Consider the following 18,262-nt stretch of genomic DNA (forward strand, 5'->3'; position numbering starts at 1 on the left):
CTTATGCAAATCTGTACATACAGGATATTTTTGAAGGAGTGAGCGCGAACTCATCAAAAAAAGATATAGAAACGATGTTCCAGTTACTATACCTTCGTTTTGTCCAGCCACGCTTCGACCAGGAAGTTTTCAATACCACCATGCAACGTGCCAAAGAATCTATTCGTCAACGTGCCAATAATCCGGCCAATCATTTTGCTGATTCCGTATCGTGGATCACTATTGGCAGGCATCCCAGAAGAAAGCCGCTCAGCGAATCCGATCTGGAAAAGGTAAAACTTGAAACCATAGAAAAAATCTATAAGGAACGTTTTGCCGATGCCGGTGATTTTGTATTCTTTATCGTTGGAAGTTTTACCGAAAATGAAATAAAACCGTTTGTTGAACAATATATTGCTTCACTTCCGGGACTAAATAGCAAAGAAAAATGGAAAGATCTGGGAATTAAAGTACCCAAGGGAAAAACAGTTGTCGATTTTACCCAGCCCATGTTAACCCCCAAGGCATCAGCACGGGTTCGTTACAGCGGATCAACAAAATATGAACTGAATGAAATCATGAATATGCTGGCCATCAGGGAGATATTGAGAAACCGTTACCTGGAAACCATCCGTAAGGAATATGGCGCCACTTATGGTGTCGGAGTGGGTATGAACAGTTATGCTGCACCCAACTACAATTATACCCTGGATATGAGTTTTGATACGGACCCTAAGCTGGCTGACAAAATGATACATGTGATCTATGATGAGATCGATAAGTTATTAAAAGACGGACCGGATCCTGAAACCATTGAAAATGCAAAAAAATACTGGTTGAAGACTTTTAAGGACAACCATAAGGAAAACGGATGGTATCTCAACCTGCTGGTTGAATATTATAAAAATGGTATCGACCGTTATACTGATTATGAAAAAGTAGTCAACGGTATTACAACACAAAGTGTACACAAAGCGGCCAAAAAAGCTTTGACACAAGGAAATGTGATACAAGTCGTTATGCGGCCTGAAGAAGAATAATTCCCTATCATCTGACCGGTCTTAAATGAGTTTTCAATAACCTGTTTAAGACCGGTCATTATTATACCCCGGAATTACACGGCATACGACTATACTTCCGATAAAGTAGCAAAAGGAAAACCATATGAGCAGTAGTAATCATTCAAACAAAAATAAACATCCGATAAAGACTTTAGATGATTTATCTAAAGAAGAGCTAAAAGAGCTGGTCAGGATCAATGCCCGTAATTTCCTTGCATTGGACGGTGTCTGGTTTCAGTCGGTAGAGCAAAAAGAAGGAATGGATGAAGCCATGCACCATGATCGTTCGGCATGGCGTCGTTATACGGAAACAGAGGCCCGGCGGCTCAAAAATTTTTTAAATCTACCGGATTCCCCGGGACTGGACGGATTGGAACAGGCTCTGATGTTCCGTTTTTCCGCGTTTGCCAATCCGAAAGTGGAGTGTATCCGTGATCATCATTCACTCATCTACCGGGTCATTGACTGTCAGGTACAATCGGCACGCAAAAAAAAGGGAATGCCCTACCATCCCTGTCAATCAGTAGGGATCATCGAACACTATTATTTTGCCAAAATAATCGATGAACGGATTGAATGTGAAACCGTCAGTTGTTATCCTGATGTTACTGACGATACTTGTGCCTGTTCATGGCGTTTTACAATAAAGGATGAATCATCCGGTCAAAACTATACATAGATCATTTTACGGGTCATCCCTCCATCGATCACAAAATTCTGGCCGGTAATAAATCCGGCCTTTTCACTTAACAAGTAAGCTACCATTTCTGCAATATCATTCGCCTTCCCCACCCTACCGGCAGGATGCTGTGAATGATCTTCCGGACTAAGTACCACATCATCATTCACTTCAATCCATCCCGGACTGATACAATTTACTCGGGTCTTCGGACCGAGGCTGATTGCCAAAGCATGGGACAGGGAAAAGATCCCTCCTTTGGAAGCGCCATAGGCTTCTCCATCAGGTTCAGACATCAATGCTCTTGTAGATGAGATATTCACTATGGCAGATCTGTCAGAAAAATAAGGTTTAACATATTTGACCATGTAAAAGATACTGCTTAAGTTCACCGAAATGATACGGTTCCATTCCTCTACCGTCATTTCTTCTATCGACTTAAACCGGCTTATTCCGGCATTGTTCACCAAACAATCTATTTTGCCGTATTGCTGTCCTATATCCTGTATGACCTGATATACTTCTTCAGGGTTCCCGACATCACACACAATAGCATGTAATCTTTTATTATTTAGTTCACCCTTCAATTTTTCAATAAAATCAGAAGAAACATCCAATAGAACCACTTGATATCCATCATCCAACAACTTCATTGAAATGGATTTTCCTATACCATGTGCACCACCTGTTACAATTGCCAGTTTCATAAAAAGTTTGATTAAAATCGAATCGTTAAAATAAATATTACCCTGAAAATAAACGTTTTTATTCGTAAAAAACAAACGAATTATTCGTATTTTTTCAAATTTCAAACGCTACATATAATAATGTTACTTCTAAATAAAATATCATCTTCAAAAGTTACAAAAATTATAAATTAAAGCGTTAAATATCAAGAATATAAATCTAAAAATAGGATCATTGAGAATAGATGCATATAGTTTTTATTACATATACATTCGCACACGATATATAATTCCCAATGTATCTTTTATTTACAAAATATCCAGATGGAAAATCTTTGATATACCGGTAACAATAATTTGTATTCCAATACAAAAAGTAATAAAAGCGACCAGCTTATTGATCACCATACTACCTGTCGGTCCAAGCCTTTTGGTAATTTTGTTTCCCTGTGATAAAAACGCATAGAGGATCACACACAACAAAATAATAACAAGGGCGATCATCGCATAATTAATGATGGATTCCAGCAAATTTCCTTTCACTGAAGAGGTAGCCATCAATGTGAAAATGACCGATATACTTCCGGGACCGATGCTCACGGGAAATGAAATGGGATAAAACAGTTTTTTCTCTATTTCAAACATGTTGATCTTATCCATTGCTTCCTGCTTTTTATCCGTATTGGTCATGGTTGAATCGGAAAGCCACTCCAGTCCGGTTTTACAGATAACGATCCCCCCACCCACCTGCACAACAGGAACAGCAAGTCCGAATAGCAGTAAGACAAGATGTCCGATAGCCAGGCTGCCAATGCCAATTACCAGACAGTTAGTTATAATTTTTCTAATGGCTATTTTCCGATGATCATCATCCAGATCCTGTAAAAAACCATTGACAATGAACCCGTTTCCTATCGGATTCATGACCGGAAATAATGCGACAAATGAAGCTATGAATGTGTAGGCAATGCTGTGTATAGACATAGTTAACTAATTTGTTTCCAATACAAAAATAATACAAATATGAACATGAAGAAATACCGTAGATAAATAATTTACAGGTGGACATGTAGCCCGATACCGATATTTATTCTTGATATCGGAGGAAATACCACCTCTTCATCCTCCACTTCAAAATAATCTGTTACCACCATCCCCAGCATGTATGACAGCATTATTTCCAGATATAAATTCCTGGTGATGTTTATATCATACCCCAAATCAAAACAAAGGGCTACCGCACTTTGCTTAAAAACAGACTGCGACACTTTTTTCTCCTGAAAGCCCATGTAACCCAATCCCATCAGGAAAGACCAGTAGTTCGAACCGGCATCTTTATCCGGACGGACATGCACCGTTCCGCCTATAAACGGATTAGATAACCGGTACCCTTCATCCGGGACAAACGACTGGTAATGGTCATATTTAATACCCCAGCCGAACAGATCGCCGTCTTTTCCAAAATAAGCAATATCAAATCCGGTACGGTATCCCCATTCCCTGTAAGATCCAAAATCATAAGATATATGGCTGGGACCGTAGTTTGCAGCTACACGCCACCGGGGAAACCTGGTTTCATAATCATTCAGGGTGAATTTGTCCTGTGCAGAAACAGGAATTCTTCCCGAAACAAAGAAAATCAACAGATATAAACAAAACAACCTCTCCATCCCATCGCAACTAAAACATTTTTTACAAATATAGTGAAAGCCGAGAGGTAAACTCAAGCTTGCTTGAAATTTTGTCCAAGGCGCATCCTATATTATTCAAATATAGTGAAAACTGAGGGCAGAGTGTCGAACTTGTTCGTAAAATTTGCCGAGGTGCATCCTATATTATTAAAATGTAGCAGAAATTTATTTTATTGTCAACATCAGTGATGTATCCGCGTGATAAAAAATTCATTAATATTTAGACAGACTGGTCAATATGATATTAATGAACAACAATTATATTCTTAATTCTTAATTCTTAATTTTTATTCCTGGCCAATCCTGCTCGTATACGGCTCAATGATTGTGGGGTAACGCCAATAAATCCTGCAACTTCTTTTAATGGCACATTCCGGAATATTTCCGGCATTTTTTTCATAAACGCAAGGTAACGTTTCTCTGCCTTAGGGCTGGATATATCCACAAGCAAGTCATCAGTACTGAGCAATACATCCACATAAAGTTCCTGAAGCCATTTCAGGATGGCCGGAGACATTTCGGTGAGCTGCTGAACGGTATTCTTTTTTAATTCAAGAACCACACTGTCACTGGATGCAGAAATCGTAAACCGTGAAGGCAACCCTTTAATATATCCCCATGAGGAAAAAATGGTCTCTCCCGGAACGGCGAACCAAAGCGTATATACCTCCCCGTCATTGACAATATGCGCCCTCCAGATACCTTTACGTATGAAGTAAATGGAGTCGTCTATCTTGCCTTCACCGATGACAACGCTGCCTTTGGGAAAATGGAGGGTACGTACGCTGCGGCGTAACAGGGTTTCTTCACTTTCACTAAGCGGGCAGCACTTTCGGATATTTTTCAACAATTCTTCCATCTCTGACTGTTTTATCTCTCAGCTGTAAAAGTACGATAATTATTGTTGTCATCGCATCACCTGCTGCTACCGAAAGCCAGATACCCGGAACCCCGAACCATAAAGGCAGCATGAAAAAAAACAGGACAGGCAATATTCCACGTAATACCGTAAGGGCAACAGCTCTTTTGACCCGTTCGATACTGGTATAATATCCGATGGTGATCACATTGACGCCGAAAAAGACATAACCGACAGCGAACATCGGTAGACCGGAGACGGCATACTTCCATGCGTTACTTCCGGAATCAGGAACAAACAGGGATACTATGCTTTCTGAAAAAACCATAAATAAAATGGTGATGAATAGTGCAAAAGATACGGCAGAAATTACAGATAATTTCATGGCACTTTCGGAACGTTTCATTTGTCCGCACCCATAATTGAAACTGATGATCGGCTGTGCCGACTGTACCATTGCATTGAATACCATAAAGATAATCGGGAACAGATAACAAACAATGCTATACGCCGCAACCCCATCGGCACCCAGATAACGCATGAAGACATAATTCCCTGCAATAGCCATGACTGCTATGGTCACCTCACTCAGACAGGAGGATACCCCCAATTTTACCATATACCAGCTATTCCTTAACGTCAGGCGAATACTTTTGATACTCATCTTCAACCTGGCAAATCTTACGGTTACAGATTTCCGGAAAAGGTATCCCAGCAACAACAAAGCACCGACTCCTTCTCCTATTCCGGTCGCTATAGCAGCACCGAACAGTCCCCATCCGAAAATAAAAATAAAGATATAATCAAGTACGATATTGATAGCGGTCGCTATCAGCATTGCCCACATGGAAAAATTCGGATTCGTCTGCCGTACAAAAAACGGAAGAGCGACCACCAATACCATAAACGGAATACAGAGTGCAAACCAGAACAGATATTCTACGGATAAATCCATCAGGTATCTATCTGATCCCAGTAATGTCACCGCCTTATAAGGAAAAAGAACGATCAGCAGGGTTAGGATCAAGCTGACCACTATCAATGAAACGACTGACTGGGTAACATTGATATTGGCTACTTTAAATTTTCCACGTGAAAGATTGATGGAAGCGAGTATACCGCCTCCCATTCCGAACATAAGTCCGATCCCCGCAGATATCATAGCCAACGGAGCTGCAATATTCACTGCAGCCATTGCATCACTGCCAATACCGCGACCTACAAAAATACCATCTACAACGGTAAACAATGCCGCCGATACCATTCCAAGTAATGTTGGGAAAAACTGTTTCATGAAAAGCTTCCCTACGTCCATATTCTTAAAATCAAGACTATCCCTTTGCATATCTCTTTATTTTTTAAACAGCCGCAAAGGTCGTCCATATAATTTCATCATCACTTAACAATTGGTAATAAATGAAATTCCCGGTTTATAAGCAGAAAAGTCGGAATGTTTATAAAGTCAGAAAGTCTATAAAGTTTGAATGTCTGAAAGTTTATAAAGTATAGATATCCCATACATCGGTTTTTAACTTTATAACTTTATGAACTTTTTTGCTTTTCATTTTTTAATTCATTACTCGCTGACGCTCATGAGAACGCTCCACTTAGTTCGCTCGTGAGATCGCTGGCGCAAAGTCTTCCATTCTCCATTCTCCATTTTTTATTATTTTGTTCATCATTCGTAGTTCGTAATTAGAAGAAAAACACTATTTTTAGACACAAAACTTTTAGCATATACTTGGATCGCAGACAAAAATCAAAACATTCAGGCATGAAAAAAATATGGATTGCATCACTATTTATTCTTATGAGTTTCAATTTTTTAAATGCACAAAAAAACGAGATCACTATTGATGCATCTACCAGCTTAGGAGAGATATCCCCATTTGTTTACGGCCAGTTCATTGAATACATGGGACGTTGTATCGACGGCGGAATATATGATGAGCATTCCCCATTATCCGACGAAAGAGGCTTTCGGAAGGATGTGCTGGAAAAGGTCAAAGAGTTGAACCCGACGATGCTTCGTTTCCCCGGAGGAACAGTAATCAAAACATTTCACTGGGAAGATGGTATTGGTCCGAAAGAACAACGAAAAGCTAAAAAAAACCTGATCTGGGGTGGAATCAACAATTATCATTTTGGTACATGTGAGTTTATCGAATATTGCAGGGAAATAGGCTGCGAGCCCGTATTGGTGATCAACCTCTCTACCGGAACTCCTGATGAAGCCGCAAATTGGGTCGAATACTGTAATGGGACTGAAAATACATACTATGCGAACCTGAGGCGTTCACACGGATACGCAGAACCTTTCAACGTAAAGTACTGGGCTTTGGGTAATGAGGAAATGGCTGAGCCGGATGCCGGAAGACACCAGGATCCGCATAAATATGTGGAAGATGTATGGCACTTTATAAAACTCATGAAACTGACCGACCCTACAATACAACTAATTGCCAATGGAGAAAGCGGAAGCAATGAATGGAACAAAATCATCCTGAAAGGATTAGACGGAGCCATCGATTATATTTCTTATCATGCTTATGTCGGTACCGATCAGGGAAAACCTTACTCCATCTTTAAAAAGATACAAGCTACGGGCAGGGGAATAAGCAATTTAGGAAATATCATCAAGGAAACCTGTCCGGATAAAGTAGAAAACTGGAAGAAATGGTATCGTTTTCCACATCGCCAGCATCCTATAAAAATAGCTTTAGACGAATGGGGCATCTGGGAATATCAGGATCCTCCGTATGGAACGACGAACACTTATGAATGGCGTCACGGACTAGCGACTGCCTGTTTTCTGAATACCATTCACCGTAATGCCGCACACATAGCTATGGCGAACTGGGCCCAGATGGTAAATATCCTTGCTCCGATTATGACGAATGAAAACGCTTCTGTAAGACAAACCGTTTTCTTCCCTATGAAGGAATACCGCGCCTACTCTCTGAATGAGAGCATCCTGGCGGAAGCCAGTTCTCCTGTGATAGATGTAGATCTTCATTCTATTGATGTTTCTGCAGCCTTAGACAGGGAAAAAATGCTGTTGACATTGTATATAGTGAATATTAATGCACAGAGTCTTAAAACAACTTTCAATTTCACCAACTGTAAAGTAGACAAGCTTTTAGAAATGACTGTTTTGTCAGCATTTTCTTTAAATGCAAAAAATACTTTGAACAATCCGGATACAAACGTAGTCTCCACAACACGTACCTCCTTAAACAAGAAGGCTAAGGAAGTTGTCTTACAAGGTGAAACCGTTACCATCTGCCAATTTAAATTATCAGAGATCACCCGATAGAGATCGACAAACCATCCATAAACTCCGGAAATCATGAATCATTGTATCATCTGTGGCCGTCAGACAGCGAATAGTTATCAGATATATGTCGGTAAAGAAGCTCTGGATAAATCAACGGAAGGAGATGTTCCCGGGGAAAAATACCTCACAGGTAAAAACACACTGGAATTGGTCAATAGAAACAACCAACGGTCCTATTTTCTTGAATACAGTTTGCCTGTTTGCCGTAACTGCGTTTACAAGCCACAAATAAAATTCAACATCATCACTGCTGTGGCAACGGCTATTATCGGTACCGTCCTTATCTATGCCTTACCTGCACAGCAATGGTGGTGGGGCATCATCGTATATGCGTTTTCTCTTTTCAACATCCTCTTTGCATTTTCATATCATTCCAGGTTCCGTAAAGACAAACTGGACAACGATCTTGCCGCGGATGCACTGGGCGCACACTTCAACAAAAGATTACCGCAAAGTTCCAAACTGGCCTATTATACATTCGAAAAATTAAAAAAACAAATGGAACAACTGGGTACCCTTCATCCTGTAGTTGCTAATGAAATGAAGCCCCGGCCTGTTACCCCAAAAATAGTTCCCCAAAGCCAGATACCTATAGAAAAACAACCTGAAGCCGACCAGGCAAAACGAGCATCATTGCCAACTGATGAAAAAAGAAAACAGGCTTTACAGACATTGAAAACATCCCCCAGTTGGGAAATGCGCCGCGATGCATTAAAGGAACTCAAAGGTGCTACCGAAGAAGAAATAATTGATGCCGCCATACATGCCCTGAAAACAGATGAAATGTGGGTAGTACGGTTTAATGCTGCTGAAATGCTTGGCACCACAGGTGATACACGTGCAGTGGCGCCTCTTATAGAAGCATTGAAAGACCCTAAAGAAGCAGTAAGGGAATACGCGGGAAAGGCACTGGGAGAACTTGGTGATGAAAGAACTATTACACCCATGATAAAAGCACTGGCCATTCATGGCGCCGACTATACCGGCGTAAATGGAATTGCCGATGGACTGGGTATGATGGGAACCAAAGCAGTAACCCAGTTAATGGAACTGCTGGATGGCCCGGAAATGGGTCTTGCCCTGCGCGCACTTGAAAAAGGCGCTGACAAACAGGCTGAGGAAAAGTTACTGGCCATCGCCGAAGATCCGGGTATAGAGGAATACCTGCGCATCAGGGCTGTAATTGCATTGGGTAATATACCCGAAACCGGCGACCGGCTGACGCAACTACTACAAAAAGAAGGCAGCGATAAGCTGGTTAAAAGTATCCTGAACGCCCTGGAAAAAATAGGGTACAAAGTAGAAAATGCCGGATCTTTGGAAAAAGAAGCCAAACGCCGTAGCGCTCAAAAACTGCTCGAAGGCATGAAAGCCATCAAAATCGGCATGAAGGAAAACGATGCCGACGAGCTGGTAGGTTATGCCGTATTCGGCATGGGAGCCAATCAGGTCCACAAAACCCCTTATGGTGATTTTCAATTAATTGTTAACCATGGAATTGTTACCGGAACATTTGGTTTCGACCCTGTAATAAAAAAGATAGAAGAATTTTTACAACAATCATAATATCAAATAGTAAATAGAGAAAGCTTACCTACCTAAAATCAGGATTAATATGAAGAAAATAGCCATCATCATTTGTTTGTTCATCACAAGCTACGTATACCCACAGACTCCACAAGAGATAACTGACAGATTTGATCAGTTCAATACCGAGTTAATGGCGGCCTACGGAAAAGATCACGAAAAAAGCATAAAAATACTTAACGATATCGTTGATTTTTTCCATTCACTTCCGTCGGAATCTAGAATGGACAGTACATCATTCTATTGCCAGACGGATATGGTTTACTGTATGGCCTATAATACCCTTAAAGAATATGAAAAAGCGACGGTTTATCTTGAAAAGATATGGGCAAGAGGGTGCAACAATCTTTATACGATGGTCACCAATGATGAGTTTGGCGAATTAAGCCGGCAAAAGCAGGCCCATGAAATATTTGAAAAAGTAAAAAACAGTGCTGAATATAAATTCTACATTGCCACTCAGAAAATCAACAAATCATTCGAACAGAATGATTATAAAGGAAATATAGAAAACGCCCAAGAAGCGCTTAGCATTTACAATGCTTTAAAAGATAAAAATCAAAACCAAAACCAACTTTGTCAATTACATATGCTGTTATCGATGTCGTATTCGGCATTAAACGATCAGACCGAAGCCCTTGGTTATCTTAAAAAAGCCATAGAATCAGGCTGTGACTATGCTCAACTCATTGACAAAAAAGAATTCAACAACATACGAACGACAAAGGAATTTGCGAAACTGACAGGCGATACGACACTTACTGCCCCCGGTCTGAAACCCGGTGCGTGGGGTCTGGAAAAAGACATACCTGTCAAAGTATCGTCGGCCAAAGCATCGAACGAACAACGAGGCGAAGGTGCTGACCGGTCAATCGACGGTCATATGTCGACCATCTACCATTCGAGTTGGTCCAACACGGTTTTTCCTGTTACACTGGAATATACTTTCAATCAACCGGAAGTCATTGATTATATGATCTATTATCCGCGTACCGACGGATCGAACGGTAATTTTAAGGAAATAGAAGTGTATATCAGCGAGAACAGCAAAGAAACACTCGTTGGCAAATACGATTTTAAAGGAAGCGGAACCCCGTCCGTCATTGACCTCCAGGGAAAAAAGCCCAAATATGTAAAGGTGATCGTAAAATCGGGCCTGGGAGATAACGGAACCGGCTTTGCCAGTTGTGCCGAAATGCAGTTTTTCCGTAAAAATGAGGCGAATAAAATTCCTGACGTCTTCTCGGATTTTACCTGCTCCAATCTGAGAAAAGGGATAAAAGTAAAGGATATCGACGCTATCGCTAATCCGCAATTTAAAGCGCTTGCCCAATCCCTGTATAACAGCACTTACGACAAGCAAAATAGGGTGAAAACCTATCAGCCCTATCCGAATCCTTCCGTTGTTGCTACCAGAAATAAAACAGGAACTTATAGCCTGCTCGATAATGCGACCGGAATAGTAGCTATGCCGGGCGAGGAAATCGTGGTATTTGTGGGCGATACAAAGGGGCAAAATATAGCCTTACGCTCCATCAATTTCAACAACGACTATTCCCCTGTTGATTATATGCTTAAGGAAGGCGCCAATAGTATTATTTGTCAGGGCGGAGGATTGCTGTACATAATGTACCATACGGAAAATAAGAATGCTTCACCCATAAAAATCCATATTGCCAGCGGAAAAGTGAACGGAATGTACCATGCAACCGAAAACACTAATTCCGACTGGACAGACATCCTGGATAATGCCAGGCATAAATACATTGATGTCCAGGGTAAATACGCGCACCTGATATTCCCGGTGAATGATTTCAAAAAGTATACTCCGGATATATCCCGTTTACTGGCAGTTTTTGACTCCATAGTATATCTCGAATCACGCTTTATAGGACTGGAAAAATATAAAAGGGCAAATGGTAACCGCATGTTGTTTTATGTCTCTACTTCGCCTTACTGGATGTTTGCAACCGCCAATCGTACCGGATATTCTGCCGGTTCAATGTCCCATATCTGCGATGTCAACAGATTGCGTACCACCGATATATGGGGGCCGGCACACGAGGTAGGACATATCAACCAGACGCAGGGTCTGAAATGGGTGGGACTTACCGAGGTTTCCAACAATATTTACTCGATGTATGTGCAATCCATGTTTGGAAATAAATCGCGCCTGTCGGAGGAAAAACTGAATTCCAGTTTTGACGGGATCTGGAACAACCGGTACGAGAAAGGTTTTACCGAAATGCTGGCCGGTAAAGTGTTGCATTCCGACCATGGGGATGTATTTTGCAAACTGATCCCCTTCTGGCAGTTGCAACTGTATTTCTCCAATGTAAAAGGCAACACCGATTTTTATGCGGATGTACATGAAGCCATAAGAAATCTGGACCATGTCCCCAATGACGCACAACAGCAGTTGAATTTTATGCGTATCTGCTGTGATGTATCCAAAACCGACCTCAGCGAGTTTTTTGAACGTTGGGGGATGCTGGCTGTAACATCGGGTACAGCTACCGATCATAGTTCTATCCAGAACAGGGTCAACTATACCAGAAGTTTTACCATCACCCAAAAAGAGGTGGAAGAATTCAAAAAATATGCTTCCCGGTATGCAAAGCCTGATGCCAGGATATGGTACATACATGATGAATGTGTGGAGGCATACAAAAATAATGCGGCTATCGAAAAGGGCAAGGTAACGGTCAATGGTGCCAACTATGCTACCGACACTAAAAATGCGGTTGCATATGAAGTGTACGATGGTGATAAACTGGTATTCATTACTCCGGCATCGGAATTTAAACTGCCCGATGGAATTAAAAATCCGGTTATCTATGCTGTTCCCGCTATAGGAAAAACCGTAAAAATACATTAACAGTCGATAAAAAGAGAATTCGAATCAAACGATGAATACATGTGGTTTAATAATTTCATGAAGAAAACTTATTTGTTTCAAAACAAGACAAATACAGAGCAGAGTTTAATAGTAATAGGCATTATATTTCTTTTAAGCCTGTTCCCCAATACCTCTCAGGCAAAAAACAGAGCTTTTAATGATAAATATGTAAGCCATGATCATATTGCAAAGACCATAAAAATCCAAGGTCCTGATCAAAAGCTTGGTATTTTAATCGATTATTCAGATGGATGTAGAATAACCCATCTCACAATTAAGGATAAAAACACCTTATCCTCTTCGGGTATTTATACCGGATTCAGGACAAAGGGAGGTAGTTACACATCCGATAAAACAGAGAACGAAGTAAAAATAGAAGAAACTTCTGGAAAAATAGTTGTAAGGGAAATAACTTATGGAGATGCTGCATTGAAAGTAAATGAAACATGGACCTTTGACCTCAATGAAGATAAAATACGCTGGCATATAGACCGCAGGTACAGCACCCTGGCAAAACTCGAGGAAACTGCCTTTCCTCAATGGTCTTTCGATCGCTCTATCTGGAAAGGAGGAATAATGGATAATGGCGGAATGGTTTGGTGTAAATATCTTTCTTCCGTAAATGACACATATGGAGTACACACCGGGGGAGTAACCTTCTGGAATCCTGATTCAGGGGATGCATTGCGGATTGAAGTTAAATCCGATGAAGGAAAATACCTGGCTGCAAAATATTCGCAAAACGAAAAGAATGAATTTACATGTACCCATTTTGTAACGGACATGGAACTTGAACCCAGGTATAACCTGAGCCGGTTCGTACATCAAAAGTCGGATGTATTCTGCCCTTTTGATGTTCAAAAAGAGAATATCTCCATTCATATAGAAATACAATATATAAATTACCTTACCGAATATTCCAGAGGAATCCTCCCCGGAATAGATGCCGATGCAGTACGTGAACTGCTAAATACAACAGGAAGATATGGGGTGGTGGATAATACGATTGTTGGCGCCAATGGCTGGATCACTAACTGGAAATGCCTGCATGAACCATTCTTTGCCCAGATCGGAATGGCTTTGAATGATGAAAATTATATCAAAAATATGTCATCCACCCTTGATGCGGAAAGGGATCATGCAATGACTGAAGAAGGCCGTGTACGGTCCCGCTGGCATAACATGGATGAGGACCAAATGCCCGGAACCTTTAACTATAAAACAGGATATTATGAGGCTCAGTGGGGATATACTATTGATTCCCAGACAGGATATATCATCAATACTGCAGAACAATTCGACCTTTGCGGAGATATTGACTGGTTATCCGCCCACAAAGAGAGTTGCGAAAAAGCATTGGATTGGCTGATAAAGCGGGATTCTAATAAGAATGGTATCTTCGAGATGATGAATGATGATACATCACAAAAGATTGCAAGCGACTGGCTTGATATAGTCTGGGCCAGTTTTGAAAATGCTTTTGTCAATGCCCAGATGTACGAAGCCCTGAACTTATGGGCCAATTGTGAATCGATCTTAGGGGATAAAACAAAGTCGGACTATTATTTTTCCGTAGCAGCAAGGCTAAAAGAAAGTTTTAATAAGCCGGTTAGCCAGGGAGGGTTCTGGGCGCCTGATAAAAAACAATACATCTACTGGAGAGATAAAGATGGTTCCGTACATGGAGACAATTTTGTTACTCCCGTTAACTTCGCTGTTATTGCTTTCGGATTATGTGACGACGAAAAGAGGATAAAGATAATTCTCGACGAAATTGAAAAAAGGACATCTGCTGAAAACCTGTTTCATTGGCCTTTGTGTTTCGATTCTTACAGGGAAGAAGAGGTGGCAAGCTGGCAATGGCCATTTCCGACCTACGAAAACGGAGATATCTTCCCCACCTGGGGATATTTGGGAATCAGGTCTTATGTAGGTTATAAAAAGGAAATTGCATTGAAATACATCAGAAATATTCTACAACAATATAAAAAAGACGGTTTATCGTCCCAACGGTATTCCAGGATCACCCAGGAAGGACTGGGATCTGATATATTGGCAGGGATCTGTACTAGTATTACAGCATTGTACAGGGACATTTATGGTATCCGTCCGAGATGGAACAGGATGGGATTGGAACCAAATATGCTGAAAGAATTAAATGGGACAGAGTTCACGTATTCCCTTAGAGGTACGGATTATCATCTCAAACTGAATGTCAATGATTACATGATGAGTACTGATGGTTTTAAAATAAAAGTCTAACAAAAAAGCGAATAACAGCCAAACGAGGACAACCGATTGAAAATGTGCGGATAAAGTCCTTTGTTTGGTTTTTCTTTTGTGGCACTCAAAGCCACCCATAGGCAAAGATACGACAAAGTTCAATTACCACACCATTACCTCGCCATAAAACGCAAATCGACGATAAGTCGCTGTTCGTCTTCCTTTTGCGTTATGCTATATAACCTCTTATAGCTCAGAGTAAACTAATTTTGTAATCTGTAAAAACTTTGAGTTATGATGCAACGAAGCACATTCAAAATTCTGTTTTATTTGAAACGGAATAACATTAAGCCAGACGGAACTGTTCCGTTAATGGGTCGTATTACGATTGACAAAACAATCAGCCAATTCAGTTGTAAGATGACCGTACCGCCCAACCTTTGGGATACCAAAGCGGGACGGCTGACAGGTAAAAGCACCTTAGCGGTAAAAACCAATATCGCATTAGACAAAATTCGTGTTGATATTAACCGCCATTATCAGGAAGTAATGCAAATGGACGGTTTTGTTACTGCCGACAAGATAAAGAACGCCTATTTAGGTTTAGGGGTAAAGCAAGATACGTTCCTGACCCTCTTTGCAAAACACAATCAAGAATTTTCCCGAAAGGTAGGATATAACAGGGCAAAAGGCACATATGCAAGATATTGTCTTTTATATAAACACATAGAAAGCTATATCAAACGTGAATATAAGCGAGATGATATTTTTCTGAAAGAACTGAATCTTGCTTTTATCAATGGGTTTGAACACTATTTGAGAACGGAAAGGGAATGTTCTACCAATACGATATGGTCATATATGATAGGCGTAAAGCATATTGTTTCTATTGCTCGTAATTCGGGGCAGTTAGCTTTCAATCCTTTTGCGGGTTATCTGATAAGCCCCGAATCCAAAGACAGGGGATTCCTGAACAAGGAAGAAATAAACTTGCTTGTCAATGCCAAGATGAAAAATGCTCAATATGAATTAGTAAGGGATTTATTTGTGTTCTCGATTTTTACCGGGCTGAGTTATTCGGATGTAAAGAACTTAACGAAAGACCATCTTAAAACCTCGTTTGACGGTCATTTATGGATAATTACCCGCCGACAGAAAACGAACACCGATTCAAGTATCAGGTTATTGGAAGTGCCGAAGCGGATAATAGAGAAGTACAAAGGCTATTGCAGGGATAATCGTTTGTTTCCTGTTCCGAGTAACAGCTCGTGCAACAATATTCTGAAAAAGATAGCCAAACAATGCGGGATTAAAACCCGTTTGACCTACCACGTAGCGAGGCACACATTCTCGACTACACTTACTCTATCACAGGGAGTTCCGATAGAAACGGTCAGTAAAATGTTAGGGCATACGAATATTAAAACGACCCAAATTTACGCCAAGATAACGAAAGAGAAAATTTCGCAGGACATGGAAATCCTTTCGCATAAATTAGAATCTCTGGAAAAGCAAATTACGGAGAGAATATAATATAGAGCAGACCTTTCGGTCTGCTCTATATTATTAGTACTTCACAACCTTAATACCATTCCGATAATCAGTAGGTGTAATACCGCTATTCATCTTGAAATAACGGCTTAAGTAAGATTGGTCGGGGAAATTCAACTTATCTGCAATCTCCTGTATTGATAATTCAGTCGATTGAAGCAAAACTTTTATTTCTACTATAAGACGTTTATCTATAATAACTTTTGGTGATTCAGAGAAAACATTCTCCGTAGTGATTTTTCGTAAATATCTTGGGGTAATACATAATTTATCGGCATAAAAGAGCACCTCCCGATGTTCGCTAATATGCGTGTCAAGTAAGGATATGAATTGGTGAAATATCTCATGCTTACGAGTATAAGTGCCCACTAAGTGGTCAAAGTAAAGTTTACACTTATCATAAAGATACAAAATGTAATTTTGAAGAAAGTTCTGTTCCATAAGCCCTTTAAAATCATTATTTTCTTCTTGTACAATTTTAGCCATATCCATCCAACATTGTACTTTTTTTAAAAGCTCACTTTCTTCGGTATAAACATAAAATTGGGTATCCCGTAAATATCTGGAAAAAGATGCACCGAGCCTCAGAATGATATTATCATATAGCTCTTTCGAGAAAGTAAATGCCTTTGCGGCAAAATCAAGTGATGTATTAACAAAACCGAATGTAGTTCCAGGCAAGATAACCAACTCTGCATTTTTTGTTATTTCATGCTCTTGTATACCAATCGTTATTGTTGCTTTCCCATTCGTGCATAATAAAACAAAACCGCCCACTGTCTTATATAGATAGTGAGGTAGCGTCTCTTTTCTTATTTCGCCGTACCAAAATGAACGGTCATTAATAATAGAATAATCCATCGGTTCCTTTTCTTGCACAAATTTACGACTTTTTTCTTGATTTACAAGTCAAAAGTTCCGTTTTTGAAAAATCAAGTAGCTCTTTTGAAAATGCTTCACGGCTAATAATGAAGTAATTTTGCAATGATAAATCACTTGTGAGTAATAATAAGTGTTATAAACCATAATTTATTTAAGTATAAAGAGTATGATGAAGAATGTATTGGTTATTTCAGGCAGTCCGAGACGTAACGGCAATTCAGATATTCTCTCTGAACAGTTTGTCAAAGGTGCGGAAAATTCGGGAAATCGGGTAGAACAGATTTTCATACGTGATTTGAAACTTGGGTATTGCACAGGATGTGGATATTGTATGAAGACTGGCAAATGTAGTCTGAAGGATATGTTAAATGATATTCTTCCTAAATTACTGGAAGCTGATGTAATATGCTTTTCCAGCCCAGTCTATTGTTATAGCGTGACAGGTCAGATGAAAGTTTTCTTAGACAGATGCAGTCCTCTTATTGGTAAGATGAAAGATAAGGATTTTTATTACATGGTTACCGCTTGGGATACCCTTAAAGAGAATTTGGATATTACTATGCAGACCTTTCACGGCTTTGCTATTTGTTTTGACAACATTCGTGAGAAAGGCAGAGTTTATGGGGGAGATACTGATAAGAAAGGTGACGTTAAGAATACTCAAGCCTATGAAAAAGCCTATAATATGGGATTGAATATTAAATAGAAATATAGAGGGCAGCATAATTAGCAGTAAACTGTCTATAAATGAACCATATATAAAATAAGCCACTAAAAAATCAGTATGAAACAAGCAATTATCCCATGCAGAGTTTGATATTATCTACC

At 40.1% G+C, this 18,262-nt stretch carries 14 protein-coding genes; 8 read left to right on the forward strand and 6 right to left on the reverse strand.

Features of this window, described 5'->3' with window-relative positions:
* Both LBQ60_00940 and LBQ60_00945 read left to right on the forward strand, forming a co-directional pair.
* A partial coding sequence (locus LBQ60_00940; protein ID MDR2036467.1) for an insulinase family protein occupies nucleotides 1–1,019 on the forward strand: 1,019 nt, incomplete at its 5' end.
* Nucleotides 1,020–1,143: 124 nt separating this feature from the next.
* Nucleotides 1,144–1,719, forward strand: coding sequence for a DUF6125 family protein (locus LBQ60_00945; GenBank protein ID MDR2036468.1), 576 nt, complete (start codon nucleotides 1,144–1,146; stop codon nucleotides 1,717–1,719).
* On the opposite strand, the gene LBQ60_00950 is transcribed toward LBQ60_00945, so the two are convergent.
* From LBQ60_00950 to LBQ60_00970, 5 genes are all read right to left on the reverse strand, one after another.
* On the reverse strand, nucleotides 1,710–2,426 hold the full coding sequence (locus tag LBQ60_00950) for an SDR family oxidoreductase (protein MDR2036469.1): 717 nt from the start codon (nucleotides 2,424–2,426) through the stop codon (nucleotides 1,710–1,712). The two genes, LBQ60_00945 and LBQ60_00950, sit on opposite strands and share 10 nt — an antisense overlap.
* A gap of 288 nt (nucleotides 2,427–2,714) precedes the next feature.
* The gene (locus LBQ60_00955) at nucleotides 2,715–3,389 is read right to left on the reverse strand and encodes a MarC family protein (GenBank protein MDR2036470.1); all 675 of its coding nucleotides are present in this window, start codon (nucleotides 3,387–3,389) and stop codon (nucleotides 2,715–2,717) included.
* Nucleotides 3,390–3,460: 71 nt separating this feature from the next.
* Entirely contained in the window at nucleotides 3,461–4,075 is a 615-nt protein-coding gene (locus LBQ60_00960) for a hypothetical protein (protein ID MDR2036471.1), read from the reverse strand.
* 301 nt (nucleotides 4,076–4,376) lie between these two features.
* Nucleotides 4,377–4,955: a Crp/Fnr family transcriptional regulator gene (locus tag LBQ60_00965; protein MDR2036472.1), complete on the reverse strand. Its 579-nt coding sequence runs from the start codon at nucleotides 4,953–4,955 to the stop codon at nucleotides 4,377–4,379.
* Nucleotides 4,912–6,300, reverse strand: coding sequence for an MATE family efflux transporter (locus LBQ60_00970; protein ID MDR2036473.1), 1,389 nt, complete (start codon nucleotides 6,298–6,300; stop codon nucleotides 4,912–4,914). The genes LBQ60_00965 and LBQ60_00970 overlap by 44 nt, the downstream gene beginning before the upstream one ends.
* Nucleotides 6,301–6,729: 429 nt before the next feature.
* Between LBQ60_00970 and LBQ60_00975 the strand changes: the two genes are divergently transcribed.
* The 5 genes from LBQ60_00975 (at nucleotide 6,730) to LBQ60_00995 (ending at nucleotide 16,534) form a co-directional block, all read left to right on the forward strand.
* Nucleotides 6,730–8,271: a hypothetical protein gene (locus LBQ60_00975; protein MDR2036474.1), complete on the forward strand. Its 1,542-nt coding sequence runs from the start codon at nucleotides 6,730–6,732 to the stop codon at nucleotides 8,269–8,271.
* A 33-nt stretch (nucleotides 8,272–8,304) separates the two neighbouring features.
* Nucleotides 8,305–9,858 (forward strand): HEAT repeat domain-containing protein, encoded by a 1,554-nt coding sequence (locus tag LBQ60_00980; protein MDR2036475.1) that lies wholly within the window; start codon nucleotides 8,305–8,307, stop codon nucleotides 9,856–9,858.
* Between the two features lie 49 nt (nucleotides 9,859–9,907).
* Nucleotides 9,908–12,757: a M60 family metallopeptidase gene (locus LBQ60_00985; protein MDR2036476.1), complete on the forward strand. Its 2,850-nt coding sequence runs from the start codon at nucleotides 9,908–9,910 to the stop codon at nucleotides 12,755–12,757.
* Nucleotides 12,758–12,814: 57 nt separating this feature from the next.
* Complete coding sequence (locus LBQ60_00990) at nucleotides 12,815–15,040, forward strand: hypothetical protein (GenBank protein MDR2036477.1); 2,226 nt, start codon at nucleotides 12,815–12,817, stop codon at nucleotides 15,038–15,040.
* Between the two features lie 258 nt (nucleotides 15,041–15,298).
* On the forward strand, nucleotides 15,299–16,534 hold the full coding sequence (locus LBQ60_00995; protein ID MDR2036478.1) for a site-specific integrase: 1,236 nt from the start codon (nucleotides 15,299–15,301) through the stop codon (nucleotides 16,532–16,534).
* A 33-nt stretch (nucleotides 16,535–16,567) separates the two neighbouring features.
* On the opposite strand, the gene LBQ60_01000 is transcribed toward LBQ60_00995, so the two are convergent.
* Nucleotides 16,568–17,431: an AraC family transcriptional regulator gene (locus tag LBQ60_01000; protein MDR2036479.1), complete on the reverse strand. Its 864-nt coding sequence runs from the start codon at nucleotides 17,429–17,431 to the stop codon at nucleotides 16,568–16,570.
* 169 nt (nucleotides 17,432–17,600) lie between these two features.
* Between LBQ60_01000 and LBQ60_01005 the strand changes: the two genes are divergently transcribed.
* The gene (locus LBQ60_01005) at nucleotides 17,601–18,140 is read left to right on the forward strand and encodes a flavodoxin family protein (GenBank protein MDR2036480.1); all 540 of its coding nucleotides are present in this window, start codon (nucleotides 17,601–17,603) and stop codon (nucleotides 18,138–18,140) included.
* Nucleotides 18,141–18,262: the final 122 nt, after the last annotated feature.

The sequence above is a fragment of the Bacteroidales bacterium genome (assembly GCA_031275285.1).
Lineage (GTDB): Bacteria > Bacteroidota > Bacteroidia > Bacteroidales > UBA4181 > JAIRLS01.

Coding starts and splice junctions, on each gene's coding strand:
- LBQ60_00970 (MDR2036473.1), bottom strand. CDS start 6,300: ATGCAAAGGGATAGTCTTGATTTTAAGAATATGGACGTAGGGAAGCTT.
- LBQ60_00995 (MDR2036478.1), top strand. CDS start 15,299: ATGCAACGAAGCACATTCAAAATTCTGTTTTATTTGAAACGGAATAAC.
- LBQ60_00950 (MDR2036469.1), bottom strand. CDS start 2,426: ATGAAACTGGCAATTGTAACAGGTGGTGCACATGGTATAGGAAAATCC.
- LBQ60_00985 (MDR2036476.1), top strand. CDS start 9,908: ATGAAGAAAATAGCCATCATCATTTGTTTGTTCATCACAAGCTACGTA.
- LBQ60_00990 (MDR2036477.1), top strand. CDS start 12,815: ATGAAGAAAACTTATTTGTTTCAAAACAAGACAAATACAGAGCAGAGT.
- LBQ60_01005 (MDR2036480.1), top strand. CDS start 17,601: ATGATGAAGAATGTATTGGTTATTTCAGGCAGTCCGAGACGTAACGGC.
- LBQ60_00975 (MDR2036474.1), top strand. CDS start 6,730: ATGAAAAAAATATGGATTGCATCACTATTTATTCTTATGAGTTTCAAT.
- LBQ60_00955 (MDR2036470.1), bottom strand. CDS start 3,389: ATGTCTATACACAGCATTGCCTACACATTCATAGCTTCATTTGTCGCA.
- LBQ60_00960 (MDR2036471.1), bottom strand. CDS start 4,075: ATGGAGAGGTTGTTTTGTTTATATCTGTTGATTTTCTTTGTTTCGGGA.
- LBQ60_00965 (MDR2036472.1), bottom strand. CDS start 4,955: ATGGAAGAATTGTTGAAAAATATCCGAAAGTGCTGCCCGCTTAGTGAA.
- LBQ60_00980 (MDR2036475.1), top strand. CDS start 8,305: ATGAATCATTGTATCATCTGTGGCCGTCAGACAGCGAATAGTTATCAG.
- LBQ60_00945 (MDR2036468.1), top strand. CDS start 1,144: ATGAGCAGTAGTAATCATTCAAACAAAAATAAACATCCGATAAAGACT.